This window comes from Burkholderia sp. MSMB1078WGS (genome assembly GCF_001528895.1).
Classification (GTDB): domain Bacteria; phylum Pseudomonadota; class Gammaproteobacteria; order Burkholderiales; family Burkholderiaceae; genus Burkholderia.
In genome coordinates, this window is sequence record NZ_LPDI01000050.1 from 14,260 (window position 1) to 37,612 (window position 23,353).

Consider the following 23,353-nt stretch of genomic DNA (forward strand, 5'->3'; position numbering starts at 1 on the left):
GCCCCGTCCGGCACGGCGCGCACGCGTGCGGCGGCGCGTCGCGGGCCGGGTGGCGTGCTCAGCCGGCCGCGTGTTCGACGATCAACTGGACGCGCGTGACGCCGTTCCACGTATCGGCGACGAGCCGGTACGCGACCAGCGCGCTCGCCGGCAGCGGCTCGGTGTGGTTGAACCAGATCGCATTGAAGCGCTGGCGACCGCGCGCAAGCTGCAGCTTCAGGTGCTTTTCCTTCACAAGCGACTGCGACACGACGTCGAATTCGCCCGAGAAAAGCGGGGCCGGAAACCCTTGCCCCCAGACGGCCTCGTCGAGCAGGCCGACGAACTGCGGCGTGAAGTACGCGTCCTCGAGTTCGCCGTCGGTCTCGATCACGCGGGCGAGCGCGTCGTCGGACAGCCATTCGCGCGCGACGGCTTCGAACGCGGCCGCGAAGCGCGGCACGTTTTCGGTGTCGAGCGTGAGGCCGGCCGCCATCGCGTGGCCGCCGAACGCGACGATCAGGTCCGGTTCGCGTTTCGAGACGAGGTCGAGCGCGTCGCGCAAGTGGAAGCCCGCGATCGACCGGCCGGACCCCTTGACCCGCTTGCCTTCGTCGTCGGCGTGCGCGAACGTGAACGACGGGCGGTGGAATTTTTCCTTGAGCCGGCCGGCGACGATGCCGATCACGCCCTGGTGCCACTCGGGATTGAACAGCGTGATCGTGCATGCGTCGGCCGGATCGACGTCGGCGAGATCGGCGAGCGCCTGCTGCTGCATGCCGGCCTCGATTTCGCGGCGCTCGCGGTTCATCGCGTCGAGCTGCTGCGCGAGATCCCACGCGCGGCCGATGTCGTCGGTGATCAGGCATTCGATGCCGAGCGACATGTCGGACAGCCGTCCGGCGGCGTTCAGGCGTGGGCCGAGGCCGAAGCCGAGGTCGAAGCCCGACGCGGTGCGCGCGTCGCGCGCAGCGGCGCGGAACAGCGCGGCGACGCCCGGCTGCATGCGGCCGTTGCGGATGCGCTGCAGCCCCTGCGCGACGAGCACGCGGTTGTTGCCGTCGAGCCGCACGACGTCGGCGACGGTGCCGAGCGCGACGAGGTCGAGCAGGCCGTCGAGGCGCGGCTCGGCTTCCTTGCTCGCGAACGCGCCGCGGCGGCGCAGTTCGGCGCGCAGCGCGAGCAGCACGTAGAACATCACGCCGACGCCGGCGAGGTGCTTGCTCGGGAACGCGCAGCCCGGCTGGTTCGGGTTGACGATCGCGCGCGCGGCGGGCAGCGCGTCGCCGGGCAGGTGGTGGTCGGTCACGAGCACGTCGATGCCGCGCGCGTTCGCGGCTTCGACGCCGGCGACGCTCGCGATCCCGTTGTCGACGGTGATCAGCAGATCGGGCTTGCGTGCGGCCGCGAGCTCGACGATCTCGGGCGTGAGGCCGTAGCCGTATTCGAAGCGGTTCGGCACCAGGTAGTCGATCTGCGCGCCGAACATCCGCAGGCCGCGCACCGCGACCGCGCAGGCGGTCGCGCCGTCGCAGTCGTAGTCGGCGACGACCAGCAGGCGCCGCTTGTCGGCGATCGCGTCGGCGAGCAGCACCGCCGCATCGGCGCAGCCTTTCAGCTCGGTGGGCGGCACGAGGCGCGCGAGCGCGGTCTCGATGTCCGCGGGCGACTGCACGCCGCGCGACGCGTACAGGCGTGCGAGGACGGGGTGCAGGCCGTGGCGCGCGAGCGCTTCGGCGTCGGCGGGCGCGACGGGGCGGGTAACGATCCGGGTCATACGGGTTGGCGTTGTTATTCGAACAGGGAGGCGAGCGCGCGGCGGCGCCAGAACTTGCGCAGGTCGCCGCGCGTCGCGTGCAGCGTCACGGAGCTCGTGTCGCCGCACAGCGTGAAATCGACGGCCGCCAACTCGCCGTTCTGCAGCGCGGCGAGCGCCGGCGCGAACCAGTCGCGTTCGAGCGTGGCGAGTCCGTCGTGCCAGCGCGCCCAGTCCTGCTCGATGAACGGGGCGGTCAGCGCCGGCAGCTCGACGAGCGTCGCGCCATCGGCGGCCGGCAGCGCGCCGAACGTCGCGGGCGGGCGGCCGGCTTCGATTTGCGCGGCGCGTGCGAGGCCGAGTGCGGCGGGCGACGCGGACAGCACGCGCGAGAACGGCTTGCCGACCGGCTTCAGCGTGCCCTGTGCATGGAACCAGATCGAATTGACGGCCGGCAACCCACGGGCCTCGCGGGCTTCGTTCACCGGATGCTGGAACCACGCCATCTGCACTTCATTCTGCAGTTTCATCCACATCCGCGAGCGCTCGCCCGTATGTGCCTCGTGCGGCAACCAGATCTCGATGTTGCGGCCGCTGGCGCGCAGCGGCGCGGCGCCGGCGAGGCGCGCGAGCTGGTCGCTCGACAGATACCAGCGCGCCGGGTTCGGCGCTTCGAGCCGCACGCCCAACTCCTCGATCAGCGGCCGCGCAACCGCGAGCAGCGCGGCTGCGTCGCCGTCGTCGAGCGCGAGGGCGGCCGGATCGACGAGCACCAGGTGATCGTGCGCGATTTCGACGTGCACGGGCTCGACGCACGCCCATGCGTGCGTGCCGGGATCGCCGCCGTCGGCCAGCAGCATGTAGGGCGCGAGCGGCGCCTCGTCCGCGGCGTTGCCCTGCGTGGCGCCGAACCGGCTTGCCAGCCAGCGTTCGTGCGGCAGCGTGCGCTGGAAGTCCTCGCCGGCCACGCGCTCGACGAGGCTCGCGCGGGCGAGCAACTTCCTGAGCGCGGGACTGTCCAGTGTGTGCAGGGACGAGGCCGCATCGGCCGCCGACGGCAGCGCGAACGGAACGAGAAAATGGAGGCGTCGGTCGTGCATGATGGTGCGCATTGTATGGCAAACTGCGCGCGTGATCGGGCCGGCTGACGGCCCGTTCGCGTCCGGCGACCGTTTTTTTTCGATCGCGCCCGGGCGACCGCCGCCCGATGGCGGTCCGGCCGCGGGCCGCCATCCCCGCCGTAACCAGCAGAAAGGATTCGCTTGAAACTTCCGTACGAATGGCAAATCGGCTGGCGCTACACGCGCGCCGGCAAACGCACGACCGGCAACGGCTTCATTTCCTTCATCGCGCTCGTCTCGATGCTCGGGATCGCGCTCGGCGTCGCGGCGCTGATCGTCGTGCTGTCGGTGATGAACGGCTTCCAGAAGGAAGTGCGCGACCGCATGCTGTCGGTGCTCGCGCACGTCGAGGTGTTCTCGCCGACGGGTTCGATGCCCGACTGGCAACTGACCGCGCAGGAAGCGCGCCGCAATCCGTCGGTGATCGGCGCGGCGCCGTACGTCGACGCCCAGGCGCTGCTCACGCGCCAGGACTCGGTGAGCGGCGTGATGCTGCGCGGCATCGAGCCGGCGCTCGAACCGCAGGTGTCCGACATCGGCAAGGACATGAAGGCCGGCCAGCTCGGCGCGCTCGTGCCCGGCCAGTTCGGCATCGTGCTCGGCGACGCGCTCGCCGGCAACCTCGGCGTGACGGTCGGCGACAAGATCACGCTCGTCGCGCCCGAAGGCTCGATCACGCCGGCCGGCATGATGCCGCGCCTGAAGCAGTTCACGGTCGTCGGCGTGTTCGAATCGGGCCACTACGAATACGACAGCACGCTCGCGATGATCAACATTCGCGACGCCGAGGCGTTGTTTCGGATGAGCGCGCCGACCGGCGTGCGGTTGCGGCTCACCGACATGCAGAAGGCGCCGCAGGTCGCGCTCGAGCTGTCGCGGACGCTGTCGGGCAGCCTGTACATCCGCGACTGGACCCAGCAGAACAAGACGTGGTTCTCGGCCGTGCAGATCGAGAAGCGGATGATGTTCATCATCCTCACGCTGATCATCGCGGTGGCCGCGTTCAACCTCGTGTCGTCGCTCGTGATGACGGTGACCAACAAGCAGGCCGACATCGCGATCCTGCGCACGCTCGGCGCGCAGCCGGGGTCGATCATGAAGATCTTCGTCGTGCAGGGCGTGACGATCGGCTTCGTCGGCACCGCGTCCGGCGTCGCGCTCGGCTGCCTGATCGCATGGAGCATCCCGTGGCTGATCCCGATGATCGAGCACCTGTTCGGCGTGCAGTTCCTGCCGCCGTCGGTGTACTTCATCAGCGAACTGCCGTCCGAGCTCGTCGCGAGCGACGTGATCCGGATCGGGTTGATCGCGTTCGCGCTGTCGGCCGTCGCCACGCTCTATCCGAGCTGGCGCGGCGCGAAGGTGAAACCCGCGGAGGCGCTCCGCTATGAATGACCGCGCGACCGCATTCGCGGATTCACGACAACACAACAGACAGGATTCGGCAGGTATGCAGGAATACGTGCTTCAGGCGCGCGGGATCACGAAGGCGTTCGTGCAGGGCGGCTTCAACGTGCAGGTGCTCAACAACACCGAGCTGACGGTGCGGCGCGGCGAGAAGCTCGCGGTCGTCGGCGCGTCGGGCTCCGGCAAGAGCACGCTGCTGCACGTGCTGGGCGGGCTCGACGAGCCGAGCGCCGGCGAGGTGTCGCTGCTCGGCAAGCCGTTTACGCAACTCGCCGAGCGCGAGCGCAACGAGCTGCGCAACCGCGCGCTGGGCTTCGTCTACCAGTTCCATCACCTGCTGCCCGAGTTCACGGCGCTCGACAACGTCGCGATGCCGCTGCGCATCCGCCGGATGACGACCGAGGACGCGCGCGCGCAGGCACAGGCGATGCTCGAACGCGTCGGTCTCGGCCCGCGTGCGAAGCACCGGCCGGGCGAGCTGTCGGGCGGCGAACGGCAGCGTGTCGCGATCGCGCGCGCGCTGGTCACGAAGCCGGCGTGCGTGCTCGCCGACGAGCCGACCGGCAACCTCGACGGCACGACGGCCGACACGGTGTTCAACCTGATGCTCGAGCTGTCCGAGACGCTCGAAACGAGTTTCGTGATCGTCACGCACGATCCCGATCTCGCCGCGCGCTGCGACCGCATCATGCGGTTGCGCGACGGGGTGCTGCACGAGGAGCCGGCGCTGCCGGTGTAAGAAGCCACGCGCCTTTGGCCGGCCGCCGGCTCGTCCGGCACGGCGCAACGGCGCAGGACCGCTGCCATGTGGATCGACACGCACTGCCATCTCGATGCCGCCGAGTTCGACGCCGACCGCGACGCGGTCGCGCAGGCTGCGCGCGCGGCCGGCGTGTCGCGCGTCGTGATCCCGAGCATCGGGCGCGACAACTTCACGACGGTGCGCGAACTCGCGCATCGCACGCCGGGCGCGGTGTACGCGCTCGGCATCCATCCGATGTATACGCCGCAAGCGCGCGACGCGGATCTCGACCGGCTGCGCATGGAGATCGAGGCGAGCCTCGACGATCCGCGTTTCGTCGCGATCGGCGAGATCGGGCTCGACTATTTCGTGCCGGGCCTCGACGAAGACCGGCAGCAGCTCTTCTACCAGGGCCAGCTCAGGCTGGCGCGGGAATTCGATCTGCCGGTGCTGTGCCACGTGCGCAAGTCGCAGGACCGCGTGCTGGCCGGGCTGCGCCGTTTCGGCGTACGGCGCGGCATCGCGCATGCGTTCAACGGCAGCTTCCAGCAGGCCGACGCGTATCTTGCGCAGGGGCTGCATCTCGGCTTCGGCGGCAACGTGACCTTCACGCGCGCGCGGCAGATCCGCCGGCTCGCCGCCGAATTGCCGCTCGACGCGCTCGTCGTCGAGACCGATGCGCCCGACATCGCGCCCGAATGGGCATACAAATCCCGCAATACGCCCGACCAGGTGCCGCGCATCGGCGGTGTGCTGGCCGAACTGCGCGGGCTCGATGCCGGCGAATTGTCCCTATGCACTTCGGCTAACGCGCTCGCCGCGCTGCCGCGACTCGCACTTTCGTCCGCATAATCGTTGCCGGAAGGCGCCGCATGGGCAGGGGCGGCGCCGGGTCGACGAGGAGGCGGAATGCGCGTGTGGTGGATCGCGTTCGCGCTCGGCGTCGTCGTGCTGCAGCGGCAGGCGGCGTTGCCGGGGGCGATCGCTTGGACGATCGGAGCAGCGGTGCTCGCGGGCTGCGCGGCGCTGGGCGCGTGGTGCGTGCGTCGCCGGCGCACGCGTGCGGTCGTCGTATGCGGATGGATGTTGTGCGCGGTCGCGGCTTGCGTCGTGGGATTCGGCTATGCGGCCGCGCGAGCCGAATGGCGGCTGCGCGACAGTCTGCCTGTCGAGTGGGAAGGGCGCGACATCGTCGTCACGGGCGTGATCCGCGGGCTGCCCGTCGTCGACGAGACAGGTGCGCGGCTGCTGTTCGCGGTCGAATCGAATGATGCGGGGCTCACCCGTTTCCCGCCGTTGATCCGATTGTCGTGGCGCGCGTATGGCGCATCCGCGACACGCGATGCGCTGCCCGATTTGCGTGCGGCCCAGCGCTGGCGTTTCGTCGTACGCCTCAAGCGTCCGCATGCCGAGGCCAATCCCGGCGTGCGCGACAGCGAGGCGGCGTGGCTCGCCGCGGGCATTCGTGCGATCGGCTATGTCAGCGCGCCGCGTCGGGCGGTATTGCTCGATGGGCGCGCATCGGGATGGCGCGCATCGATCGATCGTGTGCGCGACATGCTGCGGGCACGCATCGGCGAGGGGCTCGGCGCCGATGCGGCGCATCGCGGCATCGTCGCCGCGCTGGCGATCGGCGACCAGTCGGGTATCGGCGACGACGATTGGCGCGTGCTGCGCAACACGGGCACGAGCCATCTGGTCGCGATTTCAGGTCTCCATGTCGGGCTGGTCGGTGCGCTCGCCGGCTGGCTCGTTTCGATGGTCTGGCGCCGCGTGCGCTGGCGCGGACGGGCCACGACGCTCGTGCTGCCGGCGCCGTACGCGGCCGCGCTTGCCGCGCTGGTCGCTGCGGCGGGCTATGCGGCGGGCTATGCGGCGCTCGCCGGCTTCAACGTACCGGCGCAGCGCGCGTGGTGGATGATCGCGGCCGGCGGCATCGCGTATCTGGCTGGCCGCAGCGTGCCGACGTCGGCGGTGCTGTGCGTGGCGCTCGGCGGCGTGCTGCTCGCCGACCCGTGGGCCGTGCTGTCGGCCGGGTTCTGGCTGTCGTTCGGTGCGGTCGCGGTGATCCTGCTGGCCGTCGCCGGCTGGCGCGCGGTGCGCGAGGCTGATGAGATCGACGAGATCGACGAAGCGGGCGCGGAAAGCGGCACGGCCGGCTTGCGGAGCCGGTTGCGTGCGTGGGCTATGCGTTGCGGGCGGCGCTTCGCCGAGGCGACGCGCGTGCAGTACGCGGTGACGATCGGGCTCGCGCCGCTCACCGCCGCATGGTTCGCGCAGGTTTCGCTGTCGGGGCCGTTCGGCAATGCGTTCGCGATTCCGTGGGTCAACTCGGTCGTGACGCCGGTCGTGCTGGCCGGCATCGCGTTGCCGCCGCCGCTCGATGCGGTTGCTTTTCGGCTAGCGCACGCGGCGCTCGCGCCGATGATGACGCTGCTCGGGCACCTGGCCGATTGGCCGGCCGGCGTGTTCTGGCTGCGCATGCCCGACTGGCCGGTGCTGGTGCTGGCATGCATGGGTGTCGCGTGGGCACTGATGCCGCGCGGCTGGCCGCTGCGCTGGGCGGCGCCGCTGACGTGGCTGCCGCTCGTCGCGCCGGCGCCGGATGCGCCGCCGGCGGGCGGCTTCCGGCTGACCGTGCTCGACGTCGGGCAGGGCGCGGCGGTACTGGTCGAAACCGCGCGGCGGACCTTGCTGTTCGATGCGGGGCCGGGTGCGGAGTCGTCCCACGCCGGTACGCGGATCGTCGCGCCGGCGTTGCGGGCGCGCGGCATCGCGACGATCGATTCGCTCGTGCTCAGTCATGCGGATGCCGATCATGCGGGCGGCGCAGCGGCCGTTTATGCGGCCACCGACGTGCGCCAACTGCTGGCCGGCATTGCGCCGCGGCACCGGCTGTGGCGCGATGCGCAGGCGGCGGGCGTGGCCGATCGGCTGCCGTGCGCGGCCGGGCAGCGGTGGACCTGGGACGGCGTCGTCTTCACGGTGCTGTGGCCGCCGGGCGGGGTGGGCACGGGTTCGTCGAACGGCCAATCGTGTGTGTTGCGCATCGATGCGGGCGGCACGTCGGCACTGCTGACGGGCGACATCGAGGCCGCCGCCGAGCGCCGGCTGGTGGCCGATGCGCGCGACGCGCTGGCCGCGCAGATCCTGGTCGTTCCGCACCACGGCAGCCGCACGTCGTCGGTCGAGCCTTTCCTCGATTCGGTCGGGCCGCGCGTCGCGGTATTTCCTGTAGGCTATCGCAATCGTTTCGGGCATCCGCACCGGACCGTGCTTGCCCGCTACGAGGCGCGCGGGATTCCGCTGCCGCGCACCGATCGCGACGGCGCCGTGCGGTTCGACGTCGCGCCGGCGGGCGCCGGGTTTGCATTCGCGCGCTATCGCGACGAACGGCGCCGGTACTGGATGGACCGGTAAGCGCGGCGAAGGCCGGCATCGGGACGGAAGCTCGGGGCTGGCGTAGCGTGCCGAAGCACGGTTCCGACAGAATACGAAGCAGGGATCGGCGCAAGAGCTGAAGCGCCCACTTCCGTCGGCCGCGAAGCATGACGGGAGCACGTGCCGAAGCCCCCGCTCCCGTCGACAAAGGAGACATCGGCATTTGAAGGACATCCTCCACTTCTCGCATGCGAACGGCTTCCCGGCGTCGACATACCGGACGATCTTCGCCGAACTGGCCGACGACTACGAGCTGCGCTACATCGAACGGATCGGTCACGACCGCCGCTACCCGGTGACGCGCGACTGGCCGCATCTCGTCGAGCAACTGCTCGACGACATCGGCAGCCGCTACGAGCGCCCGGTCTGGCTCGTCGGCCATTCGCTCGGCGGCTACCTGTCGTTGATGGCCGCGCTGAAGAAGCCGCAGTGGGTGCGCGGCGTCGTGATGATCGATTCGCCGATCATCGCGGGCTGGCGTGCCGGCGCGCTGCGCGCGAGCCAGTGGGCGGGGCTCGACGAGCGGCTGTCGCCGGCCGCGGCCACGCGCAACCGGCGCACGCGCTGGATGAGCCGCGACGAAGTCTGGCGGCACTTTCGCGAGAAGCCCGCGTTCGCGCGCTGGGACGAACGGATGCTCGCCGACTATATCGACCACGGGATCCCGCAGGCCGGCGCCGACGGCGAGCGCGCGCTGGCGTTCGACCGGCAGGTCGAATACCTGATCTACCGGACGCTGCCGCACACGCTCGGCCCGCGGCTCGCGCACGGCGCGCCGGTGCCGCTCGGCTTTCTCGCCGGCACGCGCTCGCGCGAGGTGCGGCAGGTCGGGCTCGACGCGACGCGCCGTGCGACGCGCGGGCGCATCGAATGGATCGAAGGGAGCCACCTGTTCCCGATGGAGCGGCCGATCGAGACCGCCCGCGCATTGCAGCGGATGCTGAATTCGCTGAAGGCGGAAGAGGGCAGCGCTTCGCTGGCCGGTGCGCCGATCGCGAGGCGCGCCTGACGCTTCGTCCGGCGACAGGAACGCCCGCCGGCGCATGCGCGCGGCGCCGACCGGCCGGCCGGTTCGCACCGGCGCGCACGGTTGGTGCGGCTCGGCACGAAAGGGCGCGATCATCGCGTCAATTGCTGAGAGAAGGGCGGGCTTTACGGTATAATCCGTTTTTCCCGCGAGCATCCAGCGATGACCAAATATGTTTTCGTCACCGGCGGCGTAGTTTCTTCCCTCGGCAAGGGTATTGCCGCCGCCTCTCTCGCCGCGATCCTCGAATCGCGCGGTCTGAAAGTCACCCTCCTCAAACTCGATCCCTACATCAACGTCGACCCCGGCACGATGAGCCCGTTTCAGCACGGCGAAGTATTCGTGACGGAAGACGGAGCGGAGACCGACCTCGACCTCGGCCACTATGAGCGCTTCATCAGCACGAAGATGCGCAAGGCCAACAACTTCACGACCGGCCAGATCTACGAATCGGTGATCCGCAAGGAACGCCGCGGCGACTATCTCGGCAAGACCGTGCAGGTGATTCCGCACATCACGAACGAAATCCAGGCGTTCATCGAGCGCGGGGCGGCATCGGCCACCTGCGGCGAGCCGGACGTCGCGATCGTCGAGATCGGCGGCACGGTCGGCGACATCGAATCGCTGCCGTTCCTCGAGGCCGCGCGCCAGATGAGCCTGCGCCTCGGCCGCAACAGCGCGTGCTTCGTGCACCTGACGCTCGTGCCGTACGTCGCGACGGCCGGCGAGCTGAAGACGAAGCCGACCCAGCACAGCGTGCAGAAGCTGCGCGAGATCGGCATCCTGCCGCACGTGCTGCTGTGCCGTGCGGATCGCCGCATTCCCGACGACGAATCGAAGAAGATCTCGATGTTCTCGAACGTGCCCGAAGACGCCGTGATCTCGGTGTGGGACGCCGACAGCATCTACAAGATTCCGCAGATGCTGCACGACCAGGGCCTCGACCGGATCATCTGCGAAGAGCTGAAGCTGTCGCCGAAGGACGCCGACCTGAGCATGTGGTCGACGCTCGTCGAAAAGCTCGAGAACCCGAAGCACGAAGTGACGATCGGCATGGTCGGCAAGTACGTCGACCTGACCGAGTCGTACAAGTCGCTGATCGAGGCGCTGCGCCATGCGTCGATCCACACGTCGACCAAGGTCAACATCGAGTACATCGATTCGGAAGAGCTCGAGGCGAACGGTGTCGACAGCCTGAAGCATCTCGACGCCGTGCTGGTGCCGGGCGGTTTCGGCCGTCGCGGCACGGAAGGCAAGATCGCGGCGGTCCGCTATGCGCGCGAGTCGAAGGTGCCGTACCTCGGCATCTGCCTCGGCATGCAGCTCGCGGTGATCGAATTCGCGCGCGACGTCGTCGGCCTGAAGCAGGCGAACAGCACGGAATTCGATCCGGACACGCCGGAGCGCGTGGTCGCGCTGATCACCGAATGGTACGACCGCGAAGGCAAGGTCGAGACGCGCACCGAGGAATCCGACCTCGGCGGCACGATGCGCCTGGGTTCGCAGCGCTGCCCGATCAAGCCGGGCACGATGGCGGAAGAAATCTACGGCAAGGACGTGAACGAGCGCCATCGCCACCGTTATGAAGTCAATAACCGCTTCGTGCCCCAGCTCGAAGCCGGCGGCCTTATCATCAGCGCCCGTACCCCGAGCGAGGATCTGCCGGAAATGATGGAGCTGCCGCGCTCGATGCACCCGTGGTTCGTCGGCGTCCAGTTCCACCCGGAATTCACGTCCACGCCGCGTGACGGTCATCCGCTGTTCAAGTCGTTCGTCGAAGCCGCGCTCGCCAACAAGCAAGCGCGCGGAGTGCAAGCATGAAGCTGTGCGATTTCGAGGTCGGTCTCGACAAGCCTTTCTTCCTGATCGCGGGTACCTGCGTCGTCGAATCGGAGCAAATGACGATCGACACGGCCGGCCGCCTGAAGGAGATCTGCGAGAAGCTGAACGTTCCGTTCATCTACAAGTCGTCCTACGACAAGGCAAACCGCAGCTCGGGCAAATCGTTTCGCGGCCTCGGAATGGACGAGGGCCTGCGGATCCTGTCCGAGGTGAAGCGCCAGCTCGGCCTGCCGGTGCTGACGGACGTGCATTCGATCGACGAGATCGAGCAGGTCGCGTCGGTCGTCGACGTGCTGCAGACGCCCGCGTTCCTGTGCCGTCAGACCGATTTCATCCATGCATGCGCGCGCTCGGGCAAGCCCGTCAACATCAAGAAGGGCCAGTTCCTCGCACCGCACGACATGAAGAACGTGATCGACAAGGCGCGCGACGCGGCACGTGAAGCCGGTCTGTCGGAAGACCGTTTCATGGCGTGCGAGCGCGGCGTCTCGTTCGGCTACAACAATCTCGTGTCGGACATGCGTTCGCTCGCGATCATGCGCGAGACGAACGCGCCGGTCGTGTTCGATGCGACCCACTCGGTGCAGTTGCCGGGCGGCCAGGGCACGAACTCGGGCGGCCAGCGCGAATTCGTGCCGGTGCTCGCACGTGCGGCGGTCGCGACGGGCGTCGCGGGCCTTTTCATGGAAACGCATCCGAATCCGGCCGAGGCGAAGTCGGACGGCCCGAACGCGGTGCCGCTGAACCGGATGGGTGCGTTGCTGGAGACGCTCGTCACGCTCGACCAGACGGTGAAGCGCAACCCGTTCCTGGAAAACGATTTCAATTAAAGATCGAATGAACCTTGCGACGGCTTTGCGCGTCTGTAGCGAAAGCGGTTCCGGCCCGCACGCCGTCGCAGTTTGAAGAATCCATCGTCATTCTCAGAGGAAACCCATGAGTGCAATCGTAGATATCATCGGCCGCGAGATTCTGGATTCGCGCGGCAACCCCACCGTCGAATGCGACGTGCTGCTCGAATCGGGCACGATGGGCCGCGCGGCGGTGCCGTCGGGCGCGTCCACCGGCTCGCGTGAAGCGATCGAACTGCGCGACGGCGAAGCCGGCCGCTACAACGGCAAGGGCGTGCTGAAGGCGGTCGAGCACATCAACACCGAAATCTCCGAAGCCATCATGGGCCTCGACGCGTCGGAACAGGCGTTCCTCGACAAGACGCTGCTCGAACTGGACGGCACCGACAACAAGTCGCGCCTCGGCGCGAACGCGATGCTGGCCGTGTCGATGGCCGTCGCGAAGGCAGCAGCCGAAGAAGCCGGCCTGCCGCTGTACCGCTACTTCGGCGGCTCGGGCGCGATGCAACTGCCGGTGCCGATGATGAACATCGTCAACGGCGGCGCGCACGCGAACAACAGCCTGGACATCCAGGAATTCATGATCGTCCCGGTCAGCCAGCCGACGTTCCGTGAAGCGCTGCGTTGCGGCGCGGAAGTGTTCCACGCGCTGAAGAAGATCCTGAGCGACCGCGGCATGAGCACGGCCGTCGGCGACGAAGGCGGTTTCGCACCGAACTTCGGCAGCAACGACGAGTGCCTGTCGACGATCCTGCAGGCGATCGAGAAGGCCGGCTACCGTGCGGGCGAAGATGTGCTGCTCGCGCTCGACTGCGCGGCATCCGAGTTCTACCACGACGGCAAATACCAGCTCGCGGGCGAAGGCCTGCAACTGTCGTCGGCCGAATTCACCGACTACCTCGCGACGCTCGCCGACAAGTTCCCGATCGTGTCGATCGAGGACGGCATGCATGAAAGCGACTGGGACGGCTGGAAGCTCTTGACCGACCGCCTCGGCAAGAAGGTGCAGCTCGTCGGCGACGACCTGTTCGTCACGAACACGCGCATCCTGAAGGAAGGCATCGAGAAGGGCATCGCAAACTCGATCCTCATCAAGATCAACCAGATCGGTACGCTGACCGAAACGTTCGCGGCGATCGAAATGGCGAAGCGCGCGGGCTACACGGCCGTGATCTCGCACCGCTCGGGCGAAACGGAAGATTCGACGATCGCGGACATCGCGGTCGGCCTGAACGCCGGTCAGATCAAGACGGGTTCGCTGTCGCGCAGCGACCGCATCTCGAAGTACAACCAGTTGCTGCGCATCGAGGAAGATCTCGGCGACATCGCGAGCTACCCGGGCAAATCGGCTTTCTATAACCTGCGCTAACGCGCTACTATCGGGTTCGTCATCTCGACGCCGCTCTGTGCCTGTGCGCGGAGCGGCGCTTCTTATATCTGCGTCTCTTACATGCGGCTTGTCACTGTCGTCCTGATTGCCTTGCTGGCGCTCATTCAGTACCCCCTATGGTGGGGACACGGCGGCTGGCTGCGGGTGCACGAACTGCGTCAGCAGCTCGACGACCAACTTCAGAAGAACGCGGACGAGAAGCTGCGCAACGAGCGCACCGCCGGCGAAGTGCAGGACCTGCAGAGCGGCACCGCGGCGATCGAGGAGCGTGCGCGCTACGAGATGGGCATGGTGAAGGACGGCGAAGTATTCGTGCAGTTCGTGTCGCCGAATGCGCCGGCCGGGCCGCCGAACAACACGCCGTCGAATACGTCGACGCGCGGTACCGTGTCCGCGGCGCCCGTGCGGGTCGTGCCGAATCCGCAGTCGATCGCGAAGCCGTCGCGCCATCATGGCGGCGACAAGGGCAAGGCGGCGCATCACTGAGCGCGATACGTCGAATCCATTGAAAAAGCGCGGGAAATGCCGCGCTTTTTTATTTCCTGCCAGTGATCAATCGGTCGGGCGATGCGAGCTCACCACCACCAGCCCGGGTAGCCGTAACTGATGCCCGTGCCCCAGCGATTGCCCCAACCGCCGTAATACCCGCCGTAGACCGTCACGGGCGGCGGCGAGTAATAGGCCCACGCGCGCGCGGCCGCTTCGGCTGCCATCGCGCTGTTCTGCTCGCGCAGGACCTGTTGATCGATCTCGTCGTAGCGCTTGCGTTCGGCGCTCGACAGCACGGGCGGCTGGCCACCCGACGCGCCCGGTTCGGGCAGGCGGCTCAGAATCGTGGAAGTCGGCGGCGGCATCGCGCAGCCGGCAAGCGCGAGCGTGCCGGCGGCCATGCCCGTCAGGACGATGGTGCGGATGGTGCAAAAGCGGCGGGGGCGATTCATGTGTTTCTCCTGCGGCGCGCCGACCGTGGAAAGCGGCTGGCACGAAAGGCCGGGCCTCCGGCGCCCGAGCCGCGCATGCGGCGCTCGTGCGTCATTATGCGCCCGTGCCGCGCCGGTGGCGGGCACGGGCGCGCGGCTCAGTGACGCTGGTCGGTCGCCGGCGCGATGCCGGTTTCGACACCGGGCGCCGCGAACAGTTGCGCGACGTCGACCGGATCGAACTCGTAGCGCTGGTTGCAGAACTCGCAGTGGATCTCGACGTGGCCGCGCTCGACGATCACGCTGTCGACTTCTTCGCGACCGAGCATGCGAAGCATCGCACCGACCTTCTCGCGCGAGCACGAACACTGGAAGCGCGTGCCGGCCGGTTCGAAGTGCTGCACGTTTTCCTGCCAGAACAGCCGGCGGAACACGACTTCCGGTTCGACCTCGAGCAGTTCCTTCGCGGACAGCGTGCCGCCGAGCGTGCACACGCGCTCCCACGTGTCGATATCGGTTTCGGCGTTGCGCGGCACGATGCCGCCGTCGCCCGGCAGCTTCTGCAGCAGCATGCCGACTGCGCGGTCGCGATCGGCCGCGAGCCACAGCCGCGTGTCGAGCTGCTCCGAGTGATGCATGTAGTGCTCGAGTACCTGCGACACCGATTCGAGCGGGCCGTCGACGCCGTTCAGCGGCACGATGCCCTGATACGGCTGCTGGCCCGGCAGCTTGTCGGCCGGGTCGAGCGTGATCACGCAGCGGCCGTGACCGCTCGCATTGACGAGCGCCGCGAAACGCGTGTCGTCGCCGATCGTCTGCGCGGCGTCACCCGAGAACTTCGCGGTGGCCCGCATCGACAGATCGGACCCGCACTGGACGACCAGCATCTGGACCGGCCCGTCGCCGAAGATCTGCATGATCAGGGTGCCGTGAAATTTCAGGTTCGCGGACAGCAGCGCGCACGCGGCCATCATTTCGCCGAGTACCGTGCGCACGGGGGCAGGGTAGTCGCGGCGGGCGAGTACTTCCTGCCACGTGTTGCGCAGCGAAACGATCTCGCCGCGCACGGGCGCCGCATTGAACATGAATTTCTGTAACTGGTCGCTCACTCTTCTTCCTTGAAATCCGTGCGAATCACCCGATCCGCACGAGTTGCTCCTTGAAATGCGCGCGTCGCTCGACATACGTCTTCGCGTTCGCGCGCAGCCGCGCGACGTCTTCGTCCGACAGCTCGCGCACGACTTTCGCCGGTGCGCCGAGAATCAGCGAGTTGTCCGGGAACGTCTTGCCTTCCGTCACGACCGCGCCGGCACCGACCAGACAGTTGCGGCCGATGACCGCTCCATTCAAGACCACCGCCTGAATCCCGATCAGCGAGCCTTCACCGATCGTGCAGCCGTGCAGCATGGCCTGGTGCCCGATCGTCACGTTCTCGGCAATCGTCAGCGGAAAGCCCGGGTCGGTATGCAGGACCGCCCCTTCCTGGACGTTGCTGCCGACGCCGACCGTAATCGTCTCGTTGTCGCCGCGAATCGTCGCGCCGAACCACACGCTCGCGTTTTCCTCGAGCACGACCTTGCCGATGATGGCCGCCGTATCGGCGACGAATACGCTTTCGTGGATCGTCGGGGCCGTCTCGCCCAGCTTGTAGATCGTCACGGAGTCTCCTTGTCTCTTCGATGACGGGCGCCGGTAGAATGGCGCGTCCGGTTTGCCCGGCGCATGGCGCCGCGGAACAAACGCATATTGTAAACCGTCGCGTGCTTGTGCTCCCGCGATGCGTACGCAAGGTGCCCCGTTTTATGAGCATCGTGTCTTCTTCTTTCGGCCAGGTGCCGACCTGTGTGCGCAGCGTGGCGCTCGATGCGCTGCGTGTTGCCGAGCCGACGGCCAAGGCCGCGCAGGTGCGCGCGCTGCACGATGCGCTGCGGGCCGGGCAGGCCGCGATCGCGCCGGCGCTTCGACTGCGTGAACCGGCCGATCTGCCCGGCCGTCCGGCGCGGCCGCCGCTCGTCGAGCCGCGCCAGCTCGAGCGGCGCAGCATGCGGTCGCCGGAAGGGCGCGCCGTGCTGCTGCACGCGCTCGCCCACATCGAGTTCAATGCGATCAACCTCGCGCTCGACGCGGTCTGGCGCTTCGCGGGCCTGCCGGACGCGTTCTACGCGGATTGGCTGAAGGTCGCGGCCGAGGAGGCCTACCACTTCACGCTGCTGTCCGACCGGCTCGCGGCATTCGGGCACGCATACGGCGATTTTCCCGCGCACAACGGGCTGTGGGAGATGTGCGAGCGGACCCGGGACGACGTGCTGGCGCGCATGGCGCTCGTGCCGCGGACGCTCGAGGCCCGCGGGCTCGACGCGTCGCCGCCGATCCGCGCACGGCTCGTGCAGGCGGGCGACGATGCGTCGGCCGCGATCCTCGACGTGATCCTGCGCGACGAAATCGGCCACGTCGCGATCGGCAACCGCTGGTTCCGGCATTTGTGCGACGCAGCCGGCCGCGATCCCGTGCCGACTTATCGGCAGCTCGCCGAGCAATACCACGCGCCGCGGCTGCGTGGCCCGTTCAATTTCGATGCGCGACGCGACGCGGGCTTCGAGCAAGCCGAACTCGACGAACTGGCCGCGCAGGACGCGGCGGACGGACGCCCCACGCCTTAGCCGGATCACGCTCGGTTGCGTCCTCGGTGGCCGCCCGCCCGCTCGCGCGCCTGATCGACGGCGTGCTGCCCGCGGGCCCTGGGACGACCTTGCCGCTAGAGCGATACCTCGATTACCGGCGGCCGGAACCGGAGTGTCGCCGCTATAATCGAACGACCATTCTTTTTTCGGGCGGCTGCAATGAGTGCGTCGAATTCTGTTTCCGATTTCGTCACGGTGCGCGGCGTCCAGCTGCATGTGCGGCGCTGGGGCCGGCCCGATGCGCCGACGCTGTTCATGCTGCACGGGTGGATGGACGTCGCTGCGTCGTTCCAGTTCGTCGTCGATGCGCTCGCGGGCGATTGGCAGGTGATCGCGCCCGACGCGCGCGGCTTCGGGCTGTCCGACTGGCCGGTCGCGCGGCAGGGCGGCGGTCACTACTGGTTCCACGAGTACCTGGGCGACCTCGATGCGCTCGTCGACCGCTATGCGCCGAGCGGCGAGGTCAATCTGGTCGGCCACAGCATGGGCGCGAACGTCGTGTGCCTGTATGCCGGCGCGCGGCCGGAACGGGTGCGGCGCGTGGTCGACCTCGAAGGGTTCGGGCTCGCGCCGGCCCGCGCCGAACAGGCGCCGCGCCGGCTGCGCGGCTGGCTCGACGAGCTGCGCGAGCCGCCCGCGCTACGGCCGTACGCGTGCCTCGACGATGTGGCGGCGCGCCTGATCAAGACCAATCCGCGACTCGACCCGCGCCGCGCCGCGTTTCTCGCCGAACACTGGTCGAAACGCGGCGACGACGGCCTCTACCACCTGCTGGCCGACCCGGCGCACAAGATCCCGGGCCCGCTGCTGTACCGGCTCGACGAAGTGATGGCCATCTGGAAGCAGGTGCGCGCGAAGGTGCTGCACGTCGAGGCCGTCAATTCGCCGACGCTCGCGCACCTCGCAGGCGACATCCCGCTGCCCGAATTCAAGGCACGCTTCGACGCATTCTCCGACTGGCGCGAGAAGCTCGTCGAGGATGCCGGCCACATGGTGCATCACGACCAGCCCGAGCAGATCGCGTCGCTGATCGAGGCGTTCTGCGCGTAGGCGCGTGGCGGCGCCGGCACGGCAGGCGGGCGGCGCAATTGCCGCGTTGCAGTAGAATGAGGCCTTACCTGCCATGCCGACAATGAACGCCGATCTCCACTGCCATTCCAATGTTTCCGACGGGTTGCTGTCACCTGCCGATGTCGCGCGCCGCGCGCATGCGGGCGGCGTGACCCTGTGGGCGCTGACCGACCACGACGAGATCGGCGGGCAGGCGGCGGCGCGCAGCGAGGCGGAAGCGCTCGGCATGCGCTATCTGAGCGGCGTGGAGATTTCGGTCACGTGGGCTTCGCGCACCGTACACATCGTCGGTCTGCACATCGATCCCGCCCATCCGGCGCTGGTCGACGGCCTGTACCGCACCCGCCACGGCCGCGCGGCGCGCGCGCTGGCGATCGCGGAGCAGCTCGCGACGCTCGGCATACCCGGCGCGTACGAAGGCGCGCTGAAATACGTATCGAATCCCGACCTGATCTCGCGCACGCACTTCGCGCGCTTTCTCGTCGAGAACGGCCACGCCGAATCGACGACCGACGTGTTCGACCGCCTGCTCGGCGACGGCAAGCCCGGCTTCGTCCCGCATCGCTGGGCGTCCCTGTCCGACGCGATCGGCTGGATCCGCGCGGCGGGCGGCGAAGCGGTGGTCGCGCATCCGGGCCGTTATCGCTATACGCCGGTCGAATTCGACGCGTTCTTCGGCGAGTTCATCGATCTCGGCGGTCGCGCGATCGAGGTCGTCACGGGCAGTCACACGCCCGACCAGTACCGCGAATACGCGGACGTCGCGCGCCGCTTCGGCTTCGAAGTGTCGCGCGGCTCGGATTTCCACGCGCCGGGCGAGGGCCGCATCGAGCTCGGCGACCTGCCGCCGTTGCCGCCCGACCTGACGCCGGTCTGGGAGCGCTGGCTCTGACGCCGGGCGGCTTCGGGCCGCCCGCGTTGTCGCCGATACGCGCATCCGACTTCTCCCTCTTTACGTGTCCCCATGTCCCAGTTCTTCAGGATTCATCCGGATAATCCGCAGCCGCGCCTGATCAAGCAGGCGGTGGAGATCGTCAGCAAGGGCGGCGTGATCGCGATGCCGACCGATTCGAGCTATGCGCTCGCGTGCCATCTCGACGACAAGGATGCGGTCGAGCGCGTGCGCCGGATTCGCGGCCTCGACGAGAAGCAGCATCTGTCGCTGCTCGTGCGCGACCTGTCGGAGCTTGCCAACTTCGCGATGGTCGACAACCGCCAGTACCGGCAGATCAAGTCGGTGACGCCGGGCCCGTACGTGTTCATTCTGCAGGCGACGAAGGAGGTGCCGCGCCGGCTGTCGCACCCGTCGCGCAAGACGATCGGGTTGCGCGTGCCCGATCACGCGATCACGCTCGCGCTGCTGGAGTCGCTTGGCCAGCCGCTGCTCGGCACGACGCTGATCCTGCCGCCGGACGACGAACCGCTGAACGATCCCGAGGAAATCCGCACGCGGCTCGAGAAGCAGGTCGACCTCGTGATCGACGGCGGTGCGTGTCCGCGCGAACCGTCGACGGTGATCGACCTGACCGGCGATGCGCCCGAACTCGTCCGCGCGGGGCGCGGCGCGCTCGAACCGTTCGGGCTTTCGGCCGCATGACGCGCCGTGCCATTTTTGCGCGAGTGCGCTTGTTACAATAACGCGATATGGATGCTTCCCTGATACAGACCATCGCCGTCTACGCGCTGCCCGTGATCTTCGCGATCACGCTGCACGAGGCCGCGCATGGTTACGCCGCGCGGCTGCTCGGCGACAACACCGCCTACGCGATGGGGCGCGTGTCGTTCAATCCGATGCGCCACATCGACCCGCTCGGCACGATCGCGATTCCGCTCGCGATGTACTTCCTGACCGGCGGCGCGTTCCTGTTCGGCTATGCGAAGCCGGTGCCGGTGTCGTTCGGCAACCTGCGCAATCCGCGCTGGGGCAGCTTGTGGGTCGCGCTCGCGGGGCCGGCCTGCAACTTCGTGCAGGCGCTGGTCTGGGGCCTGCTGACCCTCGTGCTGCCGGCCGTCGGCATCGACGAGCCGTTCTTCACGCGGATGGCGTTCGCGGGCGTCAGCGCGAACCTCGTGCTCGGCGTGCTGAACCTGTTTCCGCTGCCGCCGCTCGACGGCGGCCGCATCCTGGCGGCGCTGCTGCCGACCAGGCAATCGATCGCGCTGTCGCGCATCGAGCCGTACGGTTTCATCATCGTCCTCGTGCTCGTCACGACGGGCGTGCTGACGAACTTCTGGCTGCGTCCGCTCGTCAATGTCGGCTACGCCGTGCTGAGCGCCGTCCTGTCTCCCTTCGCCTCGCTTTTCTAACGACAATCATGTTCCCAGAACGTATTTTCTCCGGCATGCGACCCACCGGGTCGCTGCACCTCGGTCATTACCACGGCGTGCTGAAAAACTGGGTGAAGCTGCAGTCCGAGTACCCGTGCTTCTTCTGCGTCGTCGACTGGCATGCGCTGACGACGCACTACGAGACGCCCGAGGTCATCGAGAAGAACGTGTGGGACGTGCTGATCGACTGGCTCGCGTCCGGCATCGACCCGGCGCAGGCGACGCTGTTCATCCAGAGCAAGGTGCCCGAGCATGCGGAACTCGCGCTGCTGCTCGGCATGAGCACGCCGCTCGGCTGGCTCGAACGCGTGCCGACCTACAAGGAGCAGATGGAGAAGCTGAAGGACAAGGATCTGTCCACCTACGGCTTCCTCGGCTACCCGGTGCTGATGGCCGCCGACATCCTGCTGTATCGCGGCTCGCTCGTGCCGGTCGGCGAAGATCAGGTGCCGCACGTCGAGATGACGCGCGAGATCGCGCGCCGCTTCAACTACCTGTACGGCCGCGAGCCCGGTTTCGAGGAGAAGGCGCTCGAAGCCGCGAAGAAGCTCGGCGGCAAGCGCGCGAAGCTCTATCACGAGTTGCGTAACGCGTATCAGCAGGAAGGCGACGACGAGGCGCTCGAACAGGCGCGCGCGATGCTGCAGGAATCGCAAAGCCTGTCGATGAGCGACCGCGAGCGCCTGTTCGGCTATCTCGAAGGCGCACGCAAGATCATCCTGGTCGAGCCGCAGGCGCTGCTGACCGAAGCGTCGCGGATGCCGGGCCTCGACGGGCAGAAGATGTCCAAGTCGTACGGCAACACGATCGGCCTGCGTGAAGACGCCGAGACGATCACGAAGAAGGTGCGCACGATGCCGACCGATCCCGCACGCGTGCGCCGCACCGATCCGGGCGATCCCGACAAGTGCCCGGTGTGGCAGCTTCACCAGGTCTATACGGACGAAGCGACGCACGAATGGGTGCAGAAGGGCTGCCGCTCGGCGGGTATCGGCTGTCTCGACTGCAAGCAGCCGGTCGTCGAAGGCATCCTGCGCGAACAGCAGCCGATGCTCGAGCGTGCGCAGAAGTACATGGACGACCCGTCGCTGTTGCGTGCGATCGTCGCGGACGGTTGCGACAAGGCGCGCAAGTACGCGACGGAAACGATGCGCGACGTGCGCGACGCGATGGGCCTGTCGTACAACTGATCCGGCGCATGAGCGAGTCCGTCATCGCCGCCGCGGGCGGCCACGTCGGCCAGGCCGAGCCGTCGCGCTGGGTTGCGCAATGGGCGCGGCTCGTGCCGGCCGGCGGGGCGGTGCTCGACGTCGCGGCGGGCGGCGGCCGCCATGCGCGCTGGTTCGCGTCGCGCGGGCATCCGGTCGTCGCGCTCGACCGCGATCCGGCCGCGCTGGCCGCGTTGCGCGGGATTCCCGGTGTCGCCGCCCGCGCGGCCGATCTCGAAGGCGCGCCATGGCCGCTGCCGGCCAGCGAGCGGTTTGTGGCCGTGATCGTCACGAACTATCTGCATCGCCCGCTCTGGCCCCATCTGCTCGCTGCCGTGGCGCCGGGCGGCGTGCTGATCTACGAAACCTTCGCGCAAGGAAACGAAACGGTCGGAAAGCCGTCCAACCCCGCGTTCCTGGTCGCCCCGGGCGAGTTGCTGGATGCCGTGCGCGGCCATCTGCGGGTGGTCGCGTACGAGGACGGTTTCGTCGCCGCGCCGCGCGAGGCGTTCGTCCAGCGTCTTTGCGCAGTGCGCGAGGGCGCGACCCCGACGGCGGGGGCGGGAATTCCACGTTACGAACTGCCCGGCTAATCCGCTACAATCTCAATGTTTACCGGTACACAATCAATCGCGTTTCATGGCTAACGGCACCCAAGACGGCATTCAAATCCGCGGCAGCATCCCCGCGATCGTCACCCCGATGCTCGAAGACGGCAGTCTCGACCTGCCGGCGTTTCGCAAACTGATCGACTGGCACATCGCGGAAGGCACCGATGCGCTCGTCGTCGTCGGTACGAGCGGCGAGTCGGCAACGCTCAGCGTCGAAGAGCACATCCTGATGATTCGTACGGCGGTCGAGCATGCGGCCAAACGCATCCCGATCATCGCGGGCGCGGGCGGCAATTCGACCGCGGAGGCGATCGAGCTGACGAAGCACGCGAAGGCGGTCGGCGCGGACGCGACGCTGCAGGTCGTGCCGTACTACAACAAGCCGACGCAGGAAGGCATGTACCGCCATTTCCGGACGATCGCCGAAGCGGTCGACCTGCCGGTGATCCTGTACAACGTGCCGGGCCGTACGGTCGCGGACATGGCGCACGAGACGACGCTGCGCCTCGCGCAGGTGCCGGGCATCATCGGCGTGAAGGAAGCGACCGGCAACATCGATCGCGCAGCCCACCTGATCAAGGCCGCGCCGAAGCATTTCGCGATCTACAGCGGCGACGATCCGACCGCGATCGCGCTGATGCTGCTCGGCGGCCACGGCAACATCTCGGTGACCGCGAACGTCGCGCCGCGCGCGATGAGCGAGCTGTGCCGCGCGGCGCTGGCCGGCGACGTGCAGACGGCCCGCACGCTGCACATGAAGCTGCTGTCGCTGCACAAGAACCTGTTCATCGAAGCGAACCCGATCCCGGTGAAGTGGGCGCTGCAGGCGATGGGCAAGATGCAGGGCGGCATTCGGCTGCCGCTCACGGCGCTCGACGAGCGCTGCCACGATGCCGTGCGTTCGGCCCTCGTCGAGGCCGGCGTTCTCGCCTGATGCCGAGGTGGCCGCGTCCTGCGGCCGCCGGCTCGACCCCTGAT

22 protein-coding genes are annotated in these 23,353 nt (G+C 68.2%); 17 read left to right on the forward strand and 5 right to left on the reverse strand.

Features of this window, described 5'->3' with window-relative positions:
* Positions 1-58: 58 nt before the first annotated feature.
* Together recJ and WT24_RS14975 are read right to left on the reverse strand one after the other, a co-directional pair.
* On the reverse strand, positions 59-1,756 hold the full coding sequence (gene recJ, locus WT24_RS14970; RefSeq protein ID WP_059505768.1) for a single-stranded-DNA-specific exonuclease RecJ: 1,698 nt from the start codon (positions 1,754-1,756) through the stop codon (positions 59-61).
* A gap of 14 nt (positions 1,757-1,770) precedes the next feature.
* The gene (locus tag WT24_RS14975) at positions 1,771-2,847 is read right to left on the reverse strand and encodes a hypothetical protein (RefSeq protein ID WP_059790492.1); all 1,077 of its coding nucleotides are present in this window, start codon (positions 2,845-2,847) and stop codon (positions 1,771-1,773) included.
* Between the two features lie 150 nt (positions 2,848-2,997).
* Here WT24_RS14975 and WT24_RS14980 point away from each other — a divergent pair, with 150 nt between their 5' ends.
* The 9 genes from WT24_RS14980 (at position 2,998) to ftsB (ending at position 14,042) form a co-directional block, all read left to right on the forward strand.
* Positions 2,998-4,251, forward strand: a complete 1,254-nt coding sequence (locus WT24_RS14980) for a lipoprotein-releasing ABC transporter permease subunit (RefSeq protein ID WP_059505772.1) — start codon at positions 2,998-3,000, stop codon at positions 4,249-4,251.
* Complete coding sequence (gene lolD / locus WT24_RS14985; RefSeq protein WP_077175848.1) at positions 4,244-5,002, forward strand: lipoprotein-releasing ABC transporter ATP-binding protein LolD; 759 nt, start codon at positions 4,244-4,246, stop codon at positions 5,000-5,002. Before WT24_RS14980 ends, lolD begins: the two co-directional genes overlap by 8 nt.
* A gap of 66 nt (positions 5,003-5,068) precedes the next feature.
* Positions 5,069-5,857, forward strand: coding sequence for a TatD family hydrolase (locus WT24_RS14990; RefSeq protein WP_059505774.1), 789 nt, complete (start codon positions 5,069-5,071; stop codon positions 5,855-5,857).
* Between the two features lie 57 nt (positions 5,858-5,914).
* Positions 5,915-8,425: a DNA internalization-related competence protein ComEC/Rec2 gene (locus tag WT24_RS14995; RefSeq protein WP_060034460.1), complete on the forward strand. Its 2,511-nt coding sequence runs from the start codon at positions 5,915-5,917 to the stop codon at positions 8,423-8,425.
* 184 nt (positions 8,426-8,609) lie between these two features.
* Positions 8,610-9,455 carry an alpha/beta fold hydrolase gene (locus WT24_RS15000; protein WP_059505778.1) on the forward strand — a complete coding sequence of 282 codons (846 nt, stop codon included), beginning with the start codon at positions 8,610-8,612 and terminating at the stop codon, positions 9,453-9,455.
* A 180-nt stretch (positions 9,456-9,635) separates the two neighbouring features.
* Positions 9,636-11,294, forward strand: a complete 1,659-nt coding sequence (locus tag WT24_RS15005; protein ID WP_059790498.1) for a CTP synthase — start codon at positions 9,636-9,638, stop codon at positions 11,292-11,294.
* Positions 11,291-12,145 (forward strand): 3-deoxy-8-phosphooctulonate synthase, encoded by an 855-nt coding sequence (kdsA, locus tag WT24_RS15010; protein WP_060034463.1) that lies wholly within the window; start codon positions 11,291-11,293, stop codon positions 12,143-12,145. The genes WT24_RS15005 and kdsA overlap by 4 nt, the downstream gene beginning before the upstream one ends.
* A 106-nt stretch (positions 12,146-12,251) precedes the next feature.
* A complete protein-coding gene (gene eno, locus WT24_RS15015; RefSeq protein WP_006478406.1) occupies positions 12,252-13,535 on the forward strand; it encodes a phosphopyruvate hydratase in 1,284 nt (427 codons plus the stop codon).
* Positions 13,536-13,616: 81 nt separating this feature from the next.
* On the forward strand, positions 13,617-14,042 hold the full coding sequence (gene ftsB, locus WT24_RS15020; protein WP_059505783.1) for a cell division protein FtsB: 426 nt from the start codon (positions 13,617-13,619) through the stop codon (positions 14,040-14,042).
* A gap of 89 nt (positions 14,043-14,131) precedes the next feature.
* Here the strand turns inward: ftsB and WT24_RS15025 are convergent, their stop codons facing one another.
* From WT24_RS15025 to WT24_RS15035, 3 genes are all read right to left on the reverse strand, one after another.
* Positions 14,132-14,497 carry a hypothetical protein gene (locus WT24_RS15025; RefSeq protein ID WP_059790502.1) on the reverse strand — a complete coding sequence of 122 codons (366 nt, stop codon included), beginning with the start codon at positions 14,495-14,497 and terminating at the stop codon, positions 14,132-14,134.
* A gap of 137 nt (positions 14,498-14,634) precedes the next feature.
* A complete protein-coding gene (hslO, locus tag WT24_RS15030) occupies positions 14,635-15,585 on the reverse strand; it encodes an Hsp33 family molecular chaperone HslO (RefSeq protein ID WP_034207735.1) in 951 nt (316 codons plus the stop codon).
* 25 nt (positions 15,586-15,610) lie between these two features.
* Positions 15,611-16,135: a gamma carbonic anhydrase family protein gene (locus WT24_RS15035; protein WP_059505788.1), complete on the reverse strand. Its 525-nt coding sequence runs from the start codon at positions 16,133-16,135 to the stop codon at positions 15,611-15,613.
* A gap of 143 nt (positions 16,136-16,278) precedes the next feature.
* On the opposite strand from WT24_RS15035, the gene WT24_RS15040 reads away from it, so the two are divergent.
* From WT24_RS15040 to dapA, 8 genes are all read left to right on the forward strand, one after another.
* Complete coding sequence (locus WT24_RS15040) at positions 16,279-17,136, forward strand: ferritin-like domain-containing protein (RefSeq protein ID WP_060034466.1); 858 nt, start codon at positions 16,279-16,281, stop codon at positions 17,134-17,136.
* Positions 17,137-17,316: 180 nt separating this feature from the next.
* Positions 17,317-18,207, forward strand: a complete 891-nt coding sequence (locus tag WT24_RS15045; RefSeq protein WP_060034468.1) for an alpha/beta fold hydrolase — start codon at positions 17,317-17,319, stop codon at positions 18,205-18,207.
* Positions 18,208-18,289: 82 nt separating this feature from the next.
* Positions 18,290-19,120, forward strand: a complete 831-nt coding sequence (locus WT24_RS15050) for a 3',5'-nucleoside bisphosphate phosphatase (protein WP_059506088.1) — start codon at positions 18,290-18,292, stop codon at positions 19,118-19,120.
* Positions 19,121-19,192: 72 nt separating this feature from the next.
* Positions 19,193-19,825: an L-threonylcarbamoyladenylate synthase gene (locus WT24_RS15055; RefSeq protein WP_006478414.1), complete on the forward strand. Its 633-nt coding sequence runs from the start codon at positions 19,193-19,195 to the stop codon at positions 19,823-19,825.
* A 47-nt stretch (positions 19,826-19,872) separates the two neighbouring features.
* Entirely contained in the window at positions 19,873-20,535 is a 663-nt protein-coding gene (locus WT24_RS15060; protein ID WP_034207732.1) for a site-2 protease family protein, read from the forward strand.
* Positions 20,536-20,543: 8 nt separating this feature from the next.
* Positions 20,544-21,746, forward strand: coding sequence for a tryptophan--tRNA ligase (locus WT24_RS15065; RefSeq protein WP_006487046.1), 1,203 nt, complete (start codon positions 20,544-20,546; stop codon positions 21,744-21,746).
* Positions 21,747-21,754: 8 nt separating this feature from the next.
* Positions 21,755-22,357 (forward strand): bifunctional 2-polyprenyl-6-hydroxyphenol methylase/3-demethylubiquinol 3-O-methyltransferase UbiG, encoded by a 603-nt coding sequence (locus WT24_RS15070; protein ID WP_060034471.1) that lies wholly within the window; start codon positions 21,755-21,757, stop codon positions 22,355-22,357.
* A gap of 46 nt (positions 22,358-22,403) precedes the next feature.
* Positions 22,404-23,309, forward strand: a complete 906-nt coding sequence (gene dapA, locus WT24_RS15075) for a 4-hydroxy-tetrahydrodipicolinate synthase (protein ID WP_059505795.1) — start codon at positions 22,404-22,406, stop codon at positions 23,307-23,309.
* Positions 23,310-23,353 lie beyond the last annotated feature (44 nt).